Here is a 17,584-nt window from a genome sequence, read left to right as displayed (position 1 = left end):
CGAAAAGTTCATTTTTCGATCCTTTTGAAAAATGAGTTCTTAAGTAGGAGTTAGCCTTATTGACTTGTAAGAGAATGTTAACAAGATATAGGAGGGAAACAAATGGATAACACGGAAGAATTGGAAAGGGAACAAGCGATGCTTTCTGAAGAGAAAAAAGCGAAAAGCTTCTGGTATGCGGATTGGGCATTTCCAATCACTGTTGGAATTATGGCAGCGGCTGTTTTTGCTGGAACCCATATGTATGTTGTACACGGAGTAGGAGCCTTTAATGAAGTATCCATCGTAGCGATGCTGAAGGCGGGATTAGATGGTGGTTCATATGGAGCGGCAGCAGCGTTTGGCGCAAGCTTCTTGTTTGCACGTATTTTGGAAGGCTCATTGGTAGGGATTCTTGACTTGGGCGGATCGATCTTAACAGGTATTGGTATCGGGATTCCAGCGATCTTCTTGAGTATGGGGATTCGCGCACCGATCGATAACTTTGCTTTGTCATTATTGACTGGAGCTGTTTTAGGACTGTTAGTCGGCGGTGTGATTATTTTGATTCGGAAGTTCACGATCAATCAGGCGAACTCAACCTTTGGCGCAGATGTCATGATGGGTGCTGGTAATTCTTCGGGGCGTTTCTTAGGTCCCTTGATTATCTTAAGTGCCTGCGGAGCATCGATTCCGATCGGGATTGGCGCGACTTTAGGAGCGTTAGGCTTTTATGCTTGGAAGAAACCTATTGCTGGTGGTGCGATTCTTGGAGCGATGGTACTTGGTACGATCTTCCCAGTTGCGCTTCAGTAGAAAGAGGGCTAAAGGATGTTTGATTTACTAATCAAAAATGGAAAACTGATCACTGGGGAACCGGTCGAAGTCGCAATCAAAGATGGTGTCATCTTAAATGTAGACACGAATATCGAATCTTCGGCGGAAAAAGTCATTGACTTAGCAGGGGAGCATTATATATCCGCCGGCTGGATTGATGATCATGTTCATTGCTATGAAAAAATGACGCTCTACTATGATTATCCAGATGAAATCGGTGTGACCAAAGGCGTTACGACCGTGATTGACGCTGGTACGACTGGCGCAGAAAACATCGGCGACTTTTACGAGATCGCTAAGAATGTAAAGACTAATGTCTATGCACTGGTCAATATTTCAAAATGGGGCATCGTTGAGCAGGATGAATTAGCTGATTTAACGAAGATTCAGACAGACCTTGTGCATGATTGCTTAGCTGAGTTTCCACAGTTCATCGTAGGGATCAAAGCTCGCATGAGCAAGACCGTCATCGGTGAAAATGGCATCACCCCGTTGGAATTGGCGAAGGAGATTCAGCGGAAAAACCAAAACCTTCCATTAATGATCCATATCGGCTCGGCACCGCCAGAGCTGCAAGAAATCTTGGAGGTCTTAGATGATGGGGATGTGTTAACCCATTGCTTCAATGGCAAACCGAATGGGATTTTAGATAAGGAGACCGGTCAGATCAAGGACTTTGCGAAAGCGGGTTATGAAAAAGGGATTGTTTTCGATATCGGTCACGGCACCGACAGCTTCAATTTTCATGTGGCAGAAACAGCGTTGAAAGCAGGAATCAAAGCAACATCTATCAGTACCGATATATATCATCGCAATCGTGAGAATGGACCGGTTTATGACTTGGCAACAACGATGGAAAAGCTTCGGGTTGTTGGCTATTCGTGGGAAGAGATTCTGGATAAGGTAACCGTTGTGCCAGCGAAATATTTCCATTTAGCGAAAAAGGGACAATTGAAGACTGGCTATGATGCAGATATCACGATTTTCGATTTGGCAGATGGGGAAAAAACATTGACGGATTCAAATGGCTTTACGCGAACAGCGAAGGAATTGATCCAACCGGTGAAAACAATTATTGGGGGCGCAGTTTATGACAACTAGTTATGACAAATTTGGCTTAAAGGAAGTCATCAATGCTTCAGGCAAAATGACGATCTTAGGCGTATCAAAAGTGTCAGAAAATGTTGTAGCGACACAGCGCTTTGGCGGTGAACATTTCTTTGAGATGAGCGAACTGTTTATTCAGACGGGGGCTTATTTAGCGAAGCTTTTAGAGGTGGAGGATGCGCAGATCGTGTCCTCAGCCTCAGCTGGGATCGCGCAATCTGTTGCCGCATTGATTGGTGAAGGAAGCAGCTATCATGCCTATCATCCTTATACCGACCGTATCAAAAAGCGGGAGATCATTTTACCCAAGGGGCACAATGTTGATTATGGGACGCCGGTTGAAGTGATGGTCAGTCTAGGCGGTGGTAAAGTCGTTGAGGCCGGTTATGCTAACGGCTGCTCACCTGAGCAAGTGGAAATGATGATCACTGAAAATACGGCGGCGATACTCTATATCAAGAGCCATCACACGGTGCAAAAGAGTATGCTGACGGTAGCAGATGCAGCAGCGGTCGCTAAGAAGCATGGTCTGCCGCTGATTGTTGATGCGGCAGCGGAAGAAGACCTTTACCAATACAGTAAAGCTGGCGCGGATTTGGTCATTTACTCAGGCGCGAAAGCAATCGAAGGTCCCAGCAGCGGACTAGTGATCGGCAAAGCCCAGTATATTGATTGGATTCGACTGCAGGGCAAAGGGATCGGTCGCGCGATGAAGATCGGCAAGGAGAATATTCTAGGCTTTACGCAGGCGTTGGTGGATCATTTACACTACGGCAGCGAGTCTGGCGATTCCATGAAGCAGCGTTTGGCGCCCTTTATCGAAGAGCTCAATAAAATAGAGGGCTTAGAAGCAAAGGTCGTGCAAGACGGAGCAGGAAGAGATATCTATCGTGCCAGCGTAAAAGTGCAAAAGGGCTCAGCCGCAGACGTGATCGCGGCATTAAAAGCAGAAAATCCTGCGATCTACACACGGGAATATCAAGCCAATAATGGTATCATCGAATTTGATATCCGTTCAGTGGATCAGCATGAACTGCATAAGATCATTGTTCGATTAAAAGAGATTGCCAGCTCCGGTTTTTGCAGTAGCTGACTTTGAAAACCACTTGTGATTTTTGAAAGGTATTCATTTCGTAGGCTTTACCGGAGTGGTATGCGTACGAAAATCATTTGAATTTTTACGTTAGAAAAATTCAAACTTTATTTATGAGCTAGCTGATAGTCCATACGAGTGGATGATATCTAACAATATTAATAGAAATAAGGTGCTTATAAAATGTCATTAACCCCGAAATATTATAAAGATCGAGTGTGTCTGAATGTATTGGCAAACTCAGTCGAAAACGCTCGCGATTGTTATGAAGCGGCAGAAGGTCATGTGGTCTTAGGAGTGCTGTCGAAAAATTATGACAGCGATGAGGCTGCGATTGAAGATATGAAGAAGTATCAGGAGGCAACTGAGAATGCGCTATCCGTTGGTCTTGGTGCAGGTGATCCAAACCAAAGCCCAATGGTTTCACGTATCTCCAGTGAATTGCAACCACAGCACGTGAACCAAGTCTTTACTGGCGTGGGAACCTCTCGTGCCTTGCTGGGACAGAAGGATACCGTGATCAATGGTTTAGTATCGCCCTGCGGACAATTTGGTTATGTCAATATCGCAACAGGTCCGTTGAGCTCACAAGTAACTGAAGCCATCGTTCCAATTGAAACAGCGATTGCCTTGCTGAAGGATATGGGCGGCAGCTCCGTTAAATATTTTCCAATGAAGGGACTTGCCCATAAAGAAGAATATCAGGCGGTGGCAAAAGCCTGCGCCGAAAATGACTTCTATTTGGAGCCAACTGGCGGGATTGATTTAGAGAACTTCCAAGAAATCGTCAAGATCGCCTTGGATGCGGGTGTGGAGAAAGTGATTCCCCACGTTTATAGCTCGATCATTGATTCAGAAACAGGCGATACCCGACCAGAGGATGTCAAAGCCCTGCTGGATATGGTGAAAGAGCTACTTTAATATAGAAGAAACAGCACAAAAAGTAGGAACTTGTGATTCGACTTTTTGTGCTGTTTACTTGCTTACTATAGTAGAGATTAATTGTGCTTGTCTTGCAGGTTTTTGATCTCGTCTAGACTCAAACCGGTGAACTCTGCGATTTGTTCAAAAGGAAGGTTTGCCATCAACATCTTCCTTGCAATAGTCCTTTTTTCTTTTAAAAGCCCTTCTTCAATCCCTTCTTCTCTCGCGGTGGAGAGCTCAGCGTTTCGAATGGCTTCGGTTTTGTTAATATTCATAATCATCGTCTGTTCTTCCTCCTTTAGCGAATAGAAGTCGATTCTGCGTTTGGCTTCTTTAACTTCTTAAATAATAAATCGTTCGTCGGCAAGTATTTTTCCATCGTATCACGCCTTTTAGACAGTACATTGAAAGGCTTTTCTCGCTTTTATTATAGCATGGGCGGGAAAAGCGCTTCTATAGATAACATACGAAGAAATTTAATTTTTTATTATAGAGAATGATAAAGAGAGGGTGAATTGACGTCAGAGGAATTATTAAATATTGCACAATCATTTGACAGCGCTTCAAAAATGTTGTAAGTTAAGAGACAACTTGGAGGATAAGAAGCTCTTTTATCTTGGTAAGTTTAAAAGAATAGAAGCAAAAAAAAATTTTCGTGCTTTTAGTGAAATTGTGCACAAAATAAATGAGTAGGAGGAAGCGGAATGATTGAAACGTTTGTATTTTCAAGTGAGAGTATTTTTTTACGGGAAGAAGATCAATCGAAAGTCCATCAATTGCTAGACTATCTGAAGAGCCGCAAGCAGCAGATTGGCATGGTTTTCTACGATCAAGCAATGATGAATCAAGTGTTGTTGGACCACCATTTGGCCGATTATTTAGATTTTTCGATCAATGGCGAAAAAGCTGGAACGGTTCCTCACGGGTTAGTCGATTTTCTGCAGGTGGAGCTGACACATCAGAAGGTCAATTTCATCTCGAATTCTTTGGAACAACTAGATGAAGCCAAAACGCTGGGCTTCAAACCGATCTACATTGCAGAAGATTGCGACAAAGAAGCAGCACCGTGTCAATCCTTTAGAGATTTCGATCAGCTACATTTAGGCGTCATCGAAAGCCGCTTCGAGAAATTAATGTAACAGTCAACTAAATCATTCATTCAAGAGTCTTTGACAGTTTTTAAAAGAAACTGTCTGAGACTCTTGTTTTGTTATTTCCAGAGGATTATTTTGAACGAAAAATGAGTGATAATAAAATACAGTTTTTTATTATTAGACACACTCAGAATAATCTAATAATAAAACTAACATTTTTGGGTTATTAGTGATTAAAGTTGTCGTTGTGGGATTTCTAAAAAAAGTGGATAAAACTTTATATTGACAATCTTTTGGCAACTGGTATAATCAAAAAATAAAATATTTTTCGAAAATTCTGAATAAATACACAAATGCTAATAGATTTAATTATGAGAGTCTACAGTTATTTTTTAACCTTATTTTAAAAATAAAAAAGTAGGGAGTTAATTATTTTATGGAGAAAGAACTGCTGCGGGTCGAAGAACTCACCGTTAAATTTCGCACCTATAACGGAGAAGTGACTGCCGTAAATAATTTAGATCTTCTATTAAATGAAAACGAAACATTAGGGATCGTTGGGGAAAGCGGCAGCGGGAAGAGTGTGACTTCTTTGAGCATCATGGGGTTGTTAGATGAAGCGACAAGTACGGTCACCGGTAGAGCTTTGTTCAAAGGCAAAGATCTGATTGCCATGAAGGAAAAGGAGAAGCGGCAGTATCGCGGACATCATTTAGCGATGATTTTCCAAGAGCCGATGACTTCTTTGAATCCGCTTCATAAATGCGGCAAGCAGATCATTGAATCGATGCTGATTCATACCGATATCTCAAAAGCGGATGCGAAGGAAAAGGCGATTGAGCTGTTAAAGCTTGTAGGAATCCCAGCACCTGAGCAGCGTTTCAATGAATATCCACACCAAATGTCGGGTGGAATGCGGCAACGGGTAATGATCGCGATGGCTTTAGCCTGTGATTCTCAGCTATTGATTGCCGATGAGCCGACGACCGCACTGGATGTAACGATCCAGGCGCAAATTTTAGAGGTTTTGAAGGAATTGAGAGACCGCTTGAAAATGGGGATCATTATGATCACTCACGATCTGGGGGTCGTGTCTGAAGTCTGCGATCGAGTGATCGTGATGTATACCGGGAAAGTGGTGGAGCAGGGATTAATTCGTGAAATACTAGACAATCCGAAGCATCCTTACACGGAGGGCTTGATCGCCGCGATTCCAAATATCAATGATCAAAAAGGGGAACTTAGCAGTATCGAGGGTGTTGTACCTCAGTTAAGTGAAATGCCAAAGGGCTGCAGCTTCCATCCACGCTGTCCTTATGCGATGGATATCTGCAAGGAAAAACGACCAGCGATTACAACGATTGAAAATGGACGCAAGGTTCGTTGTTTCAAGTATTCGACGGAAGAAGAGACCGAGGTGACGACGTAAATGATGACGCAAGAACCAATTATTCGGATGGAGCATGTCAAACAATATTTTGAGATCCGTGATAGTACTGGGAAAAAAGGTACGCTGAAGGCGGTCGATGATGTCTCATTAACGGTGAAAAAGGGTGAGACATTTGGCATTGTAGGCGAAAGCGGCTGCGGGAAAAGTACGTTAGGAAAAACCATGCTGAACCTTGGCGCCATCACGGATGGGACGATCATTATTGATGGACAAGATGTCAGCGCCTTCAAGAATCGCCAGGAAAAGAAGGCTTTTGGTACGAAAGTTCAACTCGTTTTCCAAGATCCCTCCGCCTGCTTGAATCCTCGAAATAAAATCAGCGGTATTTTGGCAGAGCCTTTCCAGATTCACCATAAGAAGGATATGACTAAAGCGGAGATTGAAGCTGAGATTGATCGGTTATTGACAATGGTAGGTTTAGCGCCTGATTATAAGCATCGCTATCCACATGAAATGTCAGGGGGGCAAAAGCAGCGTATCGGGATCGCCCGCGCGTTGGCGTTGAAACCGGATATCATCATCTGTGATGAACCTGTTTCGGCATTGGATGTGTCGATCCAAGCGCAGGTTATCAATCTGCTGGTTGAGCTGCAAAAACAAATGGACCTGACGTATTTCTTCATTTCCCATGATTTAGGCGTTGTTTATCACCTGTGCGATCGGATCGCCGTGATGTACTTGGGAAACATCGTGGAGTTGGCAGACCGCGACGCTTTGTATGGCGATACGCTTCATCCTTATACGAAGGCCTTGATTTCAGCGGCACCAACTATTGATAAGGAAAAGACAGATCGAATCGTGTTGACAGGGGACGTACCAAGTCCAGCGAATCCACCAAAGGGCTGCAAGTTCCATACACGCTGCCCATTTGTCATGGATAAGTGCAAGACAGAGGTTCCTGAACTGACGGAAGTAAAGGACAATCACTTTGTGGCTTGTCATTTATGTAATAAAGAGCAGTAATTCAGTAAAAACAAGGATGCGAGTTGCCAGTTTCACTTTGTGCTTCAGCACATTAGTGAAATGGTATGCGTACGAGAATGTTGAATTTTTACGTTAGAAAAATTCATTCACTATTTACGAGCTAGCCTAATGGGAAGTAGAAAGATTAGTTGGATGGTATACGGCGTTTTAATCAGACTTAATTTTTCCCTGGAAAAATTAAATACATTAGTAAAAACAAGGAGGAGTACAAGGTATGAAAAAAAGTAAGATGTTGTGGAGCGTCATTTGTCTGTTAATGTTGACACTCGCTGGTTGTGGCGGCGGTGGCGGCAGCACAGATGGGTCAAACGATGGTGGCGGCAGTGGAGATGGCGACAAGACGTTGGTAGTCGGGATGGCATCTGACTTGAAAACTTTGGATCCTCACCATGGGTATGAAGTATACGGAAACATGGTGTATTACGCGATGTATGATTATTTGTATCGGACTTATGAATCATCCACTCCAGAGCCTTCATTAGCGGAATCTCACGAGATGGATGACTCGCAAAAGGTACATACCTTCAAGATCAAAGAAGGTGTGAAATTCTCAAGCGGGAATGAATTGACTTCAAAAGACGTGAAATTTAGTGTGATGCGGACCAAAAATCTGAAGAGTAACACGACACATCACACGGAAAATGTGGAAAACATCGAAACCCCCGATGATTACACGGTGAAATTCACACTGAAAGAACCAGATGCAGCCTTCTTAGTGAAATTAGCCAATAACTCGTTTGCTATCGTGGACTCTGAAGTGGTCAAAGAGCATGGTGGTACTGATGCAGAGGACGCTTCTTCTAAGGATACAGCTGAAAAATGGTTGAACTCAAATTCGGCTGGTTCTGGAGCCTATGTCTTAGACAAATGGAAACAAAACGAAGAGCTTAGTTTGACGAAGAACGAAGAATACTGGGGCGAAGTGAAGAACGACAAAGTCATCTGTAAGGAAATTCCAGACGTGAACACGCAGATCCAAATGTTGAAACAAGGCGACATCGATATCGCTTTAGGCATTGGTGTGGACAACGTTTCTCAATTGAAGGACCAAGAAGGCGTGAAGATCAAGAACTATGTCGGCTCAACAACGACCTTCCTATTGATGAACCAAGATGAAGAGATCGGCGGACCAATGGCCAATCCGAAAGTTCAAGAAGCTGTTCGTAAAGCGATCAACTATAAAGAGTTATTGGAAATCTCCGGTGATAAAGCGGTATTACCATTAGATATCGTACCAAAAGGATTTACCGGAGCTTTAGAAAAAGAAGAAGATTATCAAGACCTTGATGAAGCGAAGAAATTGATGGAAGAAGCTGGCTATAAAGACGGCTTTGAAGTGAAATTCACCGTGGCGAATTTTGATACTGAGGGGATGTCTTGGACAACTCTAGGTCAAAAGATCAAAGACGATTTAGAAAAAATCGGAATCAATGCCAAGATCGAAACCTCTGAGATCGGCGTCGTTATCGATTCTTATCGTGAAGGAAAAGAAGCCTTCTTGCTGATGCATTGGCATCCAGATTATATGGAGATCAACAATCAATTAGTGTTCTTACCAGGTGACACAGTAGGTGAGCGTGCGAATTGGACAGATACTTCAAATACGAAGATCGCAGAATTGAAGAAAACGATCCAAACAGAATCTGATGAAGACAAACGAGTGGCAGCATCAGAAGAATTACAAAAATTACTGGCAAATGATATGCCGTATGCATTCTTAGTTCAGCATCCGAAAGTATTGGCTTATCGTGATAACTTGAAGGGTATTAACTACTACGAAGTGCAAAAGATCAATTTCCAAGATGTAAGTATCAACTAACCAAAGGGCAAGGGGCAAAAGTGTATGAGGAATATGGCTAGATTTTTATTACGGCGCTTACTATTTGTCTGCTTTTTGATCATTGGGGTGACGTTTTTAGTATTCATGATCTCACATCTCGTTCCCAGTGATCCAATCGCGTCGAATATGAGTCCAAATGCGATGAGCGATCCTGCGGCAGTCGCGGCTTATAAAGCGCGCTGGGGATTGGACAAGCCGCTAATGGAACAATATTTTATCTATCTAAGCAATTTGTTGCGGGGGGACTTAGGGACTTCGATTCGCACTGGTAATCCTGTTCTCAGTGATTTGAAACAGTTTTTCCCGGCGACTTTGGAACTATCCATCATGGCGATGCTGATTGCCGTTTTGTTCGGGATCACTTTCGGGATCATCTCTGCGGTCTATCGCAACAAGCCGTTTGATTATCTAGTCCGTACTATCTCGATCAGCGGGGTCTCGATCCCGAACTTCTGGTTCGCATTAGTCATGCTATTGCTGTTTTATTCCAAATGGCAGCTGTTTCCGGGAGGCGGTCGAGTCAGTTCGCGGATCTCGGCGCCGACTGGAGGGACCGGACTTTATGTCTGGGATGCTTTGGTGAGTGGTAACTGGACATTGTTAAACGATGCCCTTTCCCATTTGATTTTGCCAGCAATCGTCCTTGGATTCTTTACCATGGGACTGATCTCGCGGCAGACCCGATCGAATCTATTGGAAGTCTCTTCACTAGATTATATTCGAACAGCAAAAGCCAAGGGGTTATCCCAACGTCAGATCGTCCTGCGCCATGCGTTAGGCAACGCGCTGATTCCTGTAATTACCGTTATGGGAATGGGCTTTAGCAATTTGCTGGGCGGAATGGTCTTTGTTGAAAAAATCTTCTCGTGGCCGGGAATCGGGCAATACGCCTATCTCTCGGCAACAACGCTGGATTTTCCGGCAATCTGTGGTGTTTCATTATTGATCGCGATGGTCAATGTGATACTGAACCTTCTGATTGATATTCTATATGGGGTCATCGATCCGAGAGTGAGGTACAGCTAATGAAACGACTACTAAAACAAAAAAACTTTTTATTTAAATTAGGAATCGTGATCTGTTCGTTGTGGGTGATCATTGCTATACTCGCTCCATTGATCGTACCGCAGAATCCTCTGGCACAGGACATGACCGGACGTTTTCTGTCACCTGGTTCACCCGGACATTTCTTAGGAACGGATGAATTGGGACGTGACGTTTTCTCACGTGTGTTGATGGGGAGTCGGGTGTCGATCACGGCTGGACTGGTAACTGTCTGTATCACGATCGTTATCGGAACGATCTATGGCGGAATCGCCGGTTATGTCGGCGGGATCGTCGATGATATCATGATGCGCTTTGCTGAATTGATCGCTGCTTTTCCACCGCTGATTTTGGCGATGGTGATCGCGGCTGCATTAGGACCAAGTATTTTCAACTCGGTATTGGCGATGACGATCATCTGGTGGCCTAACTATGCACGGCTGATGCGGAGTCTCGTGATCACCCTGAAGGAAAATGAATACATCGTTGCTTCAAAGGTTTTAGGCGCGAGTCATTTGCGAATCTTGGTCAAAGAGATCGTACCAAATGCGTTAGGCTCACTCCTAGTAATGGCGACTCTTGATATCGGGAATGCGATTGTAACCTTCTCAGGACTAAGCTTCTTAGGTCTGGGGACCCAACCGCCAACACCGGAATGGGGCTCGATGGTTTCCGATGGGGTCAATAATATGAACTACTGGTGGATATCCACCTTCCCAGGTGTCGCGATTTTCTCCATGTCGATCGGTGCCAACTTTGTGGGTGACGGATTGCGCGATTATCTCGATCCAAAAATCAAAAACAAATAAACGAAACAAAGATCTCGTCTTTCTGCTAGTGAAAGGCGAGATCGTTTTTGCATTTCCACGCTATTTATGATGTTCATCAAAACAAAGCTAACTGTCTTAAAACTTACAACGAGTAGACCTTGTTAATGTTTATAAATTATATATTCCGTATCGAAATTAATTATTTTACTAAGAGAATGTGATAAACTAATTATTAATGAGTGAAGAATAATTTTGCATTCGAGAAACAATCAAGTGAAATAATAAACCTAAGATAGAAGGTGAAAATTTTGGGTAAACATACGGATCCAAATGAGAAGTCTAAAGGCAAATATGTTCTGATCGGTCTGGCGGCGCTCTTATTAACAGGGGGCATGTATTTTGGCGTGACGCGCATTTTAAATAATCCAACGGAAAAACCAAAAGAGTCAGTTACTGCTAAGGAGAGTTCCTCATCCTCAAAGGCGAAACCGACCGCTAGCAGTACCAAAAAATCAGAAAAGAAGACGACTAAAAAGAGTTCTGAAAAGAAAAAAGAAACGAAGAAAACAACAGAATCTTCTAAGAAAAAGACCACAAAATCAAGCTCAAGTAAAAAGCAGGAAACCACGAAGAAGACCACAGCTAAAGCTAAGAAAACTACTCCTAAGTTAAATGCGAGTACTCTGACCAAAAGTGCCGGCAAGGTGTATTATGGTGTTCATTATTTTAAAGATAAACAGGATTTTTCCAGCAATAATTCCGAACGGACGATCGCAGCCAACGTGATCGAGCTGTTCATTATGGACTATGCTTTAGCGCAAAAAGATGGTAGTGAGCAAGTCATCCAAGACAAGAAGCTGAATGAGTGGCTGACGCCGATGATCCAGCAAAACGATATCAATGCTACCAATGTATTGATTGATCATTACGGCATGGATAATATGAATGGCTATTTCAAGGATCAAGGCTATCCAGATACTGTCATCGAGCGTCGAATGGTTGATATCAACGTTCGAAGCACGGACAAAGACAACTACACTTCCTTAAATGACTGTATGAAGCTATTGAAAAAAATCTATGATAGCCGCGAAAAAGAACCACAAAAAACGATGCTGGAAATGATGAAGGGGCAAGTGATCCGTACGAAGATCCGTGCGCAACTACCGAAGGATGTCGTTGCGGGAAATGTCACTGGCGAGCAGCAGAATGTTGAGAATGATATCGGGCTGGTTCTTACTGAGGACAATCCTTTTGCTATCGTTGTATTAACAAAGGATGCTTCAGATATTCTAAAAACCAGAACCGCGATCGCTGATTTTAGCTTAGCAGCGACAAAAGTGAAATAGAGCAAGCAAAGGCAAGAAAATGTGATCATTGATCAGATTTCCTTGCCTTTTTTGAGGAAGAGGATCAATGGAGTGAGCCTCAATCTTATTCCTTCAAATTACTGATATGATAAAATGAACGTAAGAAAAACGAATAATCTTCCAAATGAATGGAAAGGAGCGGTTTCGAAAGTGAAACGATGTCCGAGATGCGGAAAAGAAAATAGCGACAAGTCCCTATTTTGTGAACATTGCGGATTTGAATTTGCCAAAAATGATGTATCGCCAAAACGAACTCAAGGAACGAAACTGAAAGAGGGAACTCGTTCATCAAAAAATTCTTCTGATACCCCAAAAGCCAGTTTTCCCAAATGGCCCTTTGCAATTTTGGGTCTGGCATTGCTGGGTGCAATCGTTGGGATTGGTCTCGCTGTAGCCAGCCGCCCGAATATTGCGCGCCCTATACCAGAGACAACAGTCTCTTCTAGTTCAGCTGATACCAGTAAATATGATGAGCTCATTGCTGAAGCCAAAGAATTGACGAACGATGGCGAGTATAAAAAATCAAATCTCAGGTTGAGACGTATTTCTGCCAGTGATTTGGAGAAGAGTGAGTTTTCAGAAGTCGCTGCTGAGGTGGATGAGCTAACGAAGCGGAATGAGGCAGGTTTGAAAGAAGAAAGTGAAGCCAGTCAGGATTCACATGAAGATGAGGATGCGCAAGTGTTCACCGGTGAGTATGCCAAGTGGGCGGGAACCTATCAATTTTATTATTCACAAACCAGTCAGAAGCAAAAAACGTTGACAATCAGCGCGAGCGGCAAAGTGACACAGAAAAATACCAGTGGCGGACCAAATGTCGGCAAGGCAACGATCATGGGAGCCAGTGGAGAAGTCTTGAGCTACGAAACGAACCGACAACATCCAACTGATATGCCGGATACAAAGCTGATCAATCCGAATGTGCAAATCATCGTGACGTGGGAAGATGGCAGTATGCAGACTTACTATGGTTATGTTTCCTATTCTTCACGATTAGCATTGACTGATGGCGTATCAAAAAATAATGGTGTCAATGAGGTTTGGGTATCTTAGAATTTTAACTACTGCTACGGTGCAAATGAAGAGTAAATAATCTAATAAAACAGTTTTGCTTTAATCATTTAAGGCGAAGCTGTTTTTTTTATTAGAATTAATGGCTTCTAATGAAGGAATTAGGCATTTATTATATTTGAAGAATGTGAAATTATTGCTTATTTGACAAGTGTTTAATTAACAAGTTTATTGAACATGTTGATTACTTCCATGCTTTTAAGCGCTATATACCAGTATGTTTTTGAAAATGTTTTCAAAAAATCATTGACAAAGAAAGACAACGGATATATATTTGATTTGTGAATAGAGCCAGTGGTCCTTTTTTAGAACCAAAGGATTTTTGAAAGGAGAGGTTTTTATTGATTGGGTTGTTAGTTGTTACTCATGGAGATTTAGGGAAGTCACTTTTGGAATCCATTGCTATTATTGCGGGAGAAGTGAAGTGTTCTGGGTCAGTTGGTTTGCATCATGGAGATAGTCCGGTTCGTTTGAGAGAGGAGATACAGGGAAAAGTTGAAGCATTGGATACTGGAGAAGGAGTAATAGTATTAGTAGATTTTTATGGGGGAACACCAGGAAATGAAGTCATGAAGCTTTTAGCAACAAATGAAATGAAAGTGCTTTCTGGCGTGAATATGGCGATGCTGTTGGAAATCGTTGTAAATCGCGATTTTTCAACGGATCTTGAAGTGTTGGCTAAAACAGCGTTAGAAAGCGGTAAAGAAAGTCTCCAAGATTTAAATGAAGTATACAACAATTTGATAGCAAAGGCGGGGGAATAATAATGAATATTGTATTAGCAAGAATTGATGATCGGTTGATTCATGGTCAGGTCATGACCTCATGGCTGAATTACACTGGAGCTAATCGAATTATTATTGTGGATGATGAAACAGCAAATGACAGTTTTTTAAAGATGATCGTAACATCGGTGGCTCCAGCGAATATCAAAACAGAAGTTTTTGGTATTAATGATGGCATTGAAGCAATCAAACAAGGAGCAGCTACTGATAAAGTAATTATTTTGGCCAAATCGCCGGAGGCTTATGTTGAACTGATGGAAAAAGGAATTCCGTTAGATAAGGTGAATATCGGCGGAATGGGTGCAAAAGAAGGCCGAACGAAATTTTATAAAAATATTTCTGCTTCGTCAGATGAAAAAGCCAATTTAAAAAAATTGATCGATGGTGGAGTAACGGTCACAATCCAAATCATTGCGGAGGATAAAGCAATAGATGTAGCCAAAATATTGAATTAGGGAGGGGGATCAATGGAGATTTCTTTTGTTCAAGCAATTTTAATTGGGGTTGTTTACTACTTAGGTGTCACAGGAACACCTTGGCTGTCGTTATTGGGAAGTATTTCGTTTATGCAAAAACCGTTGGTCGCTGGAACAGTGGTGGGGATCATTTTAGGCGATCCGGTTCAAGGGGTAATTATTGGAGCAGCAATCCAGCTTCCTTATATCGCGTTTATTTCGGCTGGTGGAACCGCACCAGTTGATCCGGGCTTAGCGGGAACCTTGGGAACGGCTTTAGCTATTGCTTCAGGAGCGGATCCACAAACAGCCGTGACTCTAGCAATGCCGATTGGGTTATTAGGAACTGTGATTTGGGTCGCACATATGACTGTCGATGTTTTCTTTGTTCACATGGCTGACAAAGCAGCGGATGAAGGGAATCTTGATCGAATTAATTTCCTACATGTGGTTCCGCCACAAATCATTCTTTTCCTGATGAGCATCATTCCTGTAACTTTAGCGGCTTACTATGGAGCAGGAGCTGTAACGACGATTCTTGGCTATTTAGATGGCACGCCATTACATGTCCTTCAGGTAATCGGGGGTCTATTGCCGGCACTAGGAATCGCGATGAATTTACGTTCGATCAATCGACCGAATACCATGCTATTTTTCATTTTAGGATTTGTTATGTCGATCTATATGGAGCTGGATGTCATCGTCATTGCTGTTTTAGGAGCAATTATCGCTTATCTTTATACGATCACTCCTAGAACAGAAATTGGTGGCTTAAGTTAGGAGGGGGAAAAATGGAGCAATCAGTAGAAAACGAAATTCAAAAACCAAAGAAAGAGTTGTCCAAAAAAGATGTGACACGTTCCTTTTGGCGCTGGACCTTTTTCAGTCATGCGAATTATAACTACGAACGGCTGGAAGCGACGGGACTCGTTCATTCTCTGAGTCCGATTATTAAAAAGCTTTATGCGGATGATCCTGAAGAATACCGTAATGCATTGAAAAGGCACATGGCTTTCTTTAACACCGAACCTCATTTTGGAGGGATCATTTGCGGCATGGTGATCGCGATGGAAGAGGATAGGGCGAATGGCGCACCGATTACCGATGATGCTATCAACGGGATCAAAACAGGTTTGATGGGACCGTTTGCCGGAATTGGCGACACACTTTGGCAAGGAACGCTTACTCCGATATTGCTGGCCTTTGGTGTCAGTCTTGGTGCCGAAGGAAACTTGATGGGTCCAGTCGTATATGGATTGCTAATGTTTGGGATCATGTTTTCTTTAGCCTATTTTGTTTGGATGCAGGGCTACAAGATGGGGAAAGCTGGGATTGAAAAGATTTTAGGGAGTAATATCCTACAATACTTGATTACTGGTGCATCTGCGATGGGAGCAATCGTTTTAGGGGCATTAACCGCAAATTTCGTCTCTGTTTCCTCGCCATTCGTAATCAAAGTTGGTGCGGTGAAGCTCGGATTGCAGGAGGATATTCTGGATAAGCTGTTCAAGGGTATTCTGCCGCTGGGGATCACCTTATTGACGTTATACCTGTTGAAAAATCGAAAAATGAAATCAACGAGGGTGATGCTCATCTTGGTAGCTATTGGTGTGTTGTTTGGGGCATTCAATATATTCTAGGCGATCGTCAGGAAGGGGAAAATAATGAAGACAGCTGTTTTTTATGGTATCAAGGATTTAAGAATTGAAGAGTGTCCGTTGCCTGAAGTTTCAGAAAATAAAATTTTGATAAAAATCAATACCTGCGCGATTTGTACGTGGGAGCAAAGAGTCTATACAGGTGTAAAAAAAGTCGAATATCCTTTTATCGGCGGGCATGAGATCGCCGCGGAGATTGTCGCGCTAGGAGATAAAATTGACAAAACAAAATGGCAGGTGGGAGACACGGTTGTTTTTGGCACCAATCTGGCCTGCGGAGATTGTGACTTTTGTAAAAGCGGCGAGGAACAAAATTGCATCGATTTCAATCACAGCAAGCATCTGGAAGGACTTCCCCACAAGGGCATGGGGGGCCTGTCTGAATATATGCTAGTAGAACCGAAGCACCTTTTTCATTATTTTGGGGTTACCCCCGAAGAAGCAGCGCTAACCGAACCCTTGTCTTGCGTGGTTCACAGCTGCGAGACAGCAAATATCCAATATGGAGATTTAGTTGTCGTGATTGGGTGCGGCATTATGGGGCTGCTGCATGTTGCTTTGGCTGTGAAAAGCGGGGCACGTGTTATTGCCTGTGACCTGAATGCGGAACGTTTAGAATTAGCCAAAAAAATCGGGGCTCATTATATCGTTGATTCTTCTAAGCAAGAGCTTTTAGCCGAGGTCAAAGAAATCAGTCACAACTTAGGTGCGAATGTGGTCTTTGATACGACACCAATCCACGATGTAGCAGAGGAGTCGATTGAGCTAGTGTCGAATACGGGAAAGGTGATTCTGTATTCTTCCTTCTATCCAGACGAGCCTGTTCATTTTAGTCCTGATAGATTGCATAAAGGAGGCTATGCAATTTCCGGTACCGCCAATTCGAATAGTCGTGACTTTGTACGGGCATCCAAAATGATCAGTGAGCGGGTTATCGACATGCGGCCATTTATTAGTGAGATCGTGTCATTTGAGGATGTCGTGGCTGGATTTGATTCAGCGGTTGAAGGAGATAAATATCGGGTAGTCGTGAGATTTTAAGTGATTAAGTGAAAAAGTAATGTTAGCAACGATAGTATGGTAGGTAGCAGTATAAAAAATCAGTTATAATCAATAGTGAAAATAC

At 42.8% G+C, this 17,584-nt stretch carries 18 protein-coding genes; 17 read left to right on the top strand and 1 reads right to left on the bottom strand.

Annotation, left to right across the window (positions count from 1 at the left end; all coding sequences use genetic code 11):
- Nucleotides 1–102 precede the first annotated feature (102 nt).
- From E6139_RS01000 to dagF, 4 genes are all read left to right on the top strand, one after another.
- On the top strand, nucleotides 103–795 hold the full coding sequence (locus E6139_RS01000) for a DUF4310 family protein (RefSeq protein ID WP_316401174.1): 693 nt from the start codon (nucleotides 103–105) through the stop codon (nucleotides 793–795).
- Between the two features lie 15 nt (nucleotides 796–810).
- Nucleotides 811–1,917: an amidohydrolase/deacetylase family metallohydrolase gene (locus E6139_RS00995; RefSeq protein ID WP_316401173.1), complete on the top strand. Its 1,107-nt coding sequence runs from the start codon at nucleotides 811–813 to the stop codon at nucleotides 1,915–1,917.
- Nucleotides 1,907–3,016 carry a DgaE family pyridoxal phosphate-dependent ammonia lyase gene (locus E6139_RS00990; protein ID WP_316401172.1) on the top strand — a complete coding sequence of 370 codons (1,110 nt, stop codon included), beginning with the start codon at nucleotides 1,907–1,909 and terminating at the stop codon, nucleotides 3,014–3,016. The genes E6139_RS00995 and E6139_RS00990 overlap by 11 nt, the downstream gene beginning before the upstream one ends.
- Nucleotides 3,017–3,199: 183 nt before the next feature.
- Complete coding sequence (gene dagF, locus E6139_RS00985; RefSeq protein ID WP_316401171.1) at nucleotides 3,200–3,937, top strand: 2-dehydro-3-deoxy-phosphogluconate aldolase; 738 nt, start codon at nucleotides 3,200–3,202, stop codon at nucleotides 3,935–3,937.
- A gap of 77 nt (nucleotides 3,938–4,014) precedes the next feature.
- Here the strand turns inward: dagF and E6139_RS00980 are convergent, their stop codons facing one another.
- On the bottom strand, nucleotides 4,015–4,221 hold the full coding sequence (locus tag E6139_RS00980; protein ID WP_316401170.1) for a hypothetical protein: 207 nt from the start codon (nucleotides 4,219–4,221) through the stop codon (nucleotides 4,015–4,017).
- Nucleotides 4,222–4,644: 423 nt separating this feature from the next.
- On the opposite strand from E6139_RS00980, the gene E6139_RS00975 reads away from it, so the two are divergent.
- The 13 genes from E6139_RS00975 (at nucleotide 4,645) to E6139_RS00915 (ending at nucleotide 17,499) form a co-directional block, all read left to right on the top strand.
- Entirely contained in the window at nucleotides 4,645–5,079 is a 435-nt protein-coding gene (locus tag E6139_RS00975) for a hypothetical protein (RefSeq protein ID WP_316401169.1), read from the top strand.
- 391 nt (nucleotides 5,080–5,470) lie between these two features.
- Entirely contained in the window at nucleotides 5,471–6,463 is a 993-nt protein-coding gene (locus E6139_RS00970) for an ABC transporter ATP-binding protein (RefSeq protein WP_316401168.1), read from the top strand.
- Nucleotides 6,464–7,447 (top strand): ABC transporter ATP-binding protein, encoded by a 984-nt coding sequence (locus E6139_RS00965; RefSeq protein ID WP_410470501.1) that lies wholly within the window; start codon nucleotides 6,464–6,466, stop codon nucleotides 7,445–7,447.
- A gap of 235 nt (nucleotides 7,448–7,682) precedes the next feature.
- Entirely contained in the window at nucleotides 7,683–9,287 is a 1,605-nt protein-coding gene (locus E6139_RS00960; RefSeq protein WP_316401166.1) for an ABC transporter substrate-binding protein, read from the top strand.
- Nucleotides 9,288–9,311: 24 nt separating this feature from the next.
- Nucleotides 9,312–10,334, top strand: coding sequence for an ABC transporter permease (locus tag E6139_RS00955; RefSeq protein WP_316401165.1), 1,023 nt, complete (start codon nucleotides 9,312–9,314; stop codon nucleotides 10,332–10,334).
- Nucleotides 10,334–11,161: an ABC transporter permease gene (locus E6139_RS00950; protein WP_316401164.1), complete on the top strand. Its 828-nt coding sequence runs from the start codon at nucleotides 10,334–10,336 to the stop codon at nucleotides 11,159–11,161. The genes E6139_RS00955 and E6139_RS00950 overlap by 1 nt, the downstream gene beginning before the upstream one ends.
- 260 nt (nucleotides 11,162–11,421) lie before the next feature.
- Nucleotides 11,422–12,468 carry a serine hydrolase gene (locus E6139_RS00945; protein ID WP_316401163.1) on the top strand — a complete coding sequence of 349 codons (1,047 nt, stop codon included), beginning with the start codon at nucleotides 11,422–11,424 and terminating at the stop codon, nucleotides 12,466–12,468.
- A gap of 171 nt (nucleotides 12,469–12,639) precedes the next feature.
- The gene (locus E6139_RS00940; RefSeq protein ID WP_316401162.1) at nucleotides 12,640–13,542 is read left to right on the top strand and encodes a zinc-ribbon domain-containing protein; all 903 of its coding nucleotides are present in this window, start codon (nucleotides 12,640–12,642) and stop codon (nucleotides 13,540–13,542) included.
- 359 nt (nucleotides 13,543–13,901) lie between these two features.
- Nucleotides 13,902–14,324: a PTS sugar transporter subunit IIA gene (locus tag E6139_RS00935; RefSeq protein WP_316401161.1), complete on the top strand. Its 423-nt coding sequence runs from the start codon at nucleotides 13,902–13,904 to the stop codon at nucleotides 14,322–14,324.
- A gap of 2 nt (nucleotides 14,325–14,326) precedes the next feature.
- Complete coding sequence (locus E6139_RS00930) at nucleotides 14,327–14,800, top strand: PTS sugar transporter subunit IIB (protein ID WP_316401160.1); 474 nt, start codon at nucleotides 14,327–14,329, stop codon at nucleotides 14,798–14,800.
- Between the two features lie 12 nt (nucleotides 14,801–14,812).
- On the top strand, nucleotides 14,813–15,580 hold the full coding sequence (locus tag E6139_RS00925) for a PTS sugar transporter subunit IIC (RefSeq protein ID WP_316401159.1): 768 nt from the start codon (nucleotides 14,813–14,815) through the stop codon (nucleotides 15,578–15,580).
- Nucleotides 15,581–15,591: 11 nt separating this feature from the next.
- Entirely contained in the window at nucleotides 15,592–16,440 is an 849-nt protein-coding gene (locus E6139_RS00920) for a PTS system mannose/fructose/sorbose family transporter subunit IID (RefSeq protein ID WP_316401158.1), read from the top strand.
- Nucleotides 16,441–16,464: 24 nt separating this feature from the next.
- Nucleotides 16,465–17,499, top strand: coding sequence for a zinc-dependent alcohol dehydrogenase (locus E6139_RS00915; RefSeq protein WP_316401157.1), 1,035 nt, complete (start codon nucleotides 16,465–16,467; stop codon nucleotides 17,497–17,499).
- The last annotated feature ends 85 nt before the right edge of the window (nucleotides 17,500–17,584 follow it).

The sequence above is a fragment of the Enterococcus sp. genome (assembly GCF_032555305.1).
Lineage (GTDB): Bacteria > Bacillota > Bacilli > Lactobacillales > Enterococcaceae > Enterococcus_A.
Note: the sequence above shows the minus strand (reverse complement) of the source record. Positions and strands in the feature narration are given on the sequence as shown.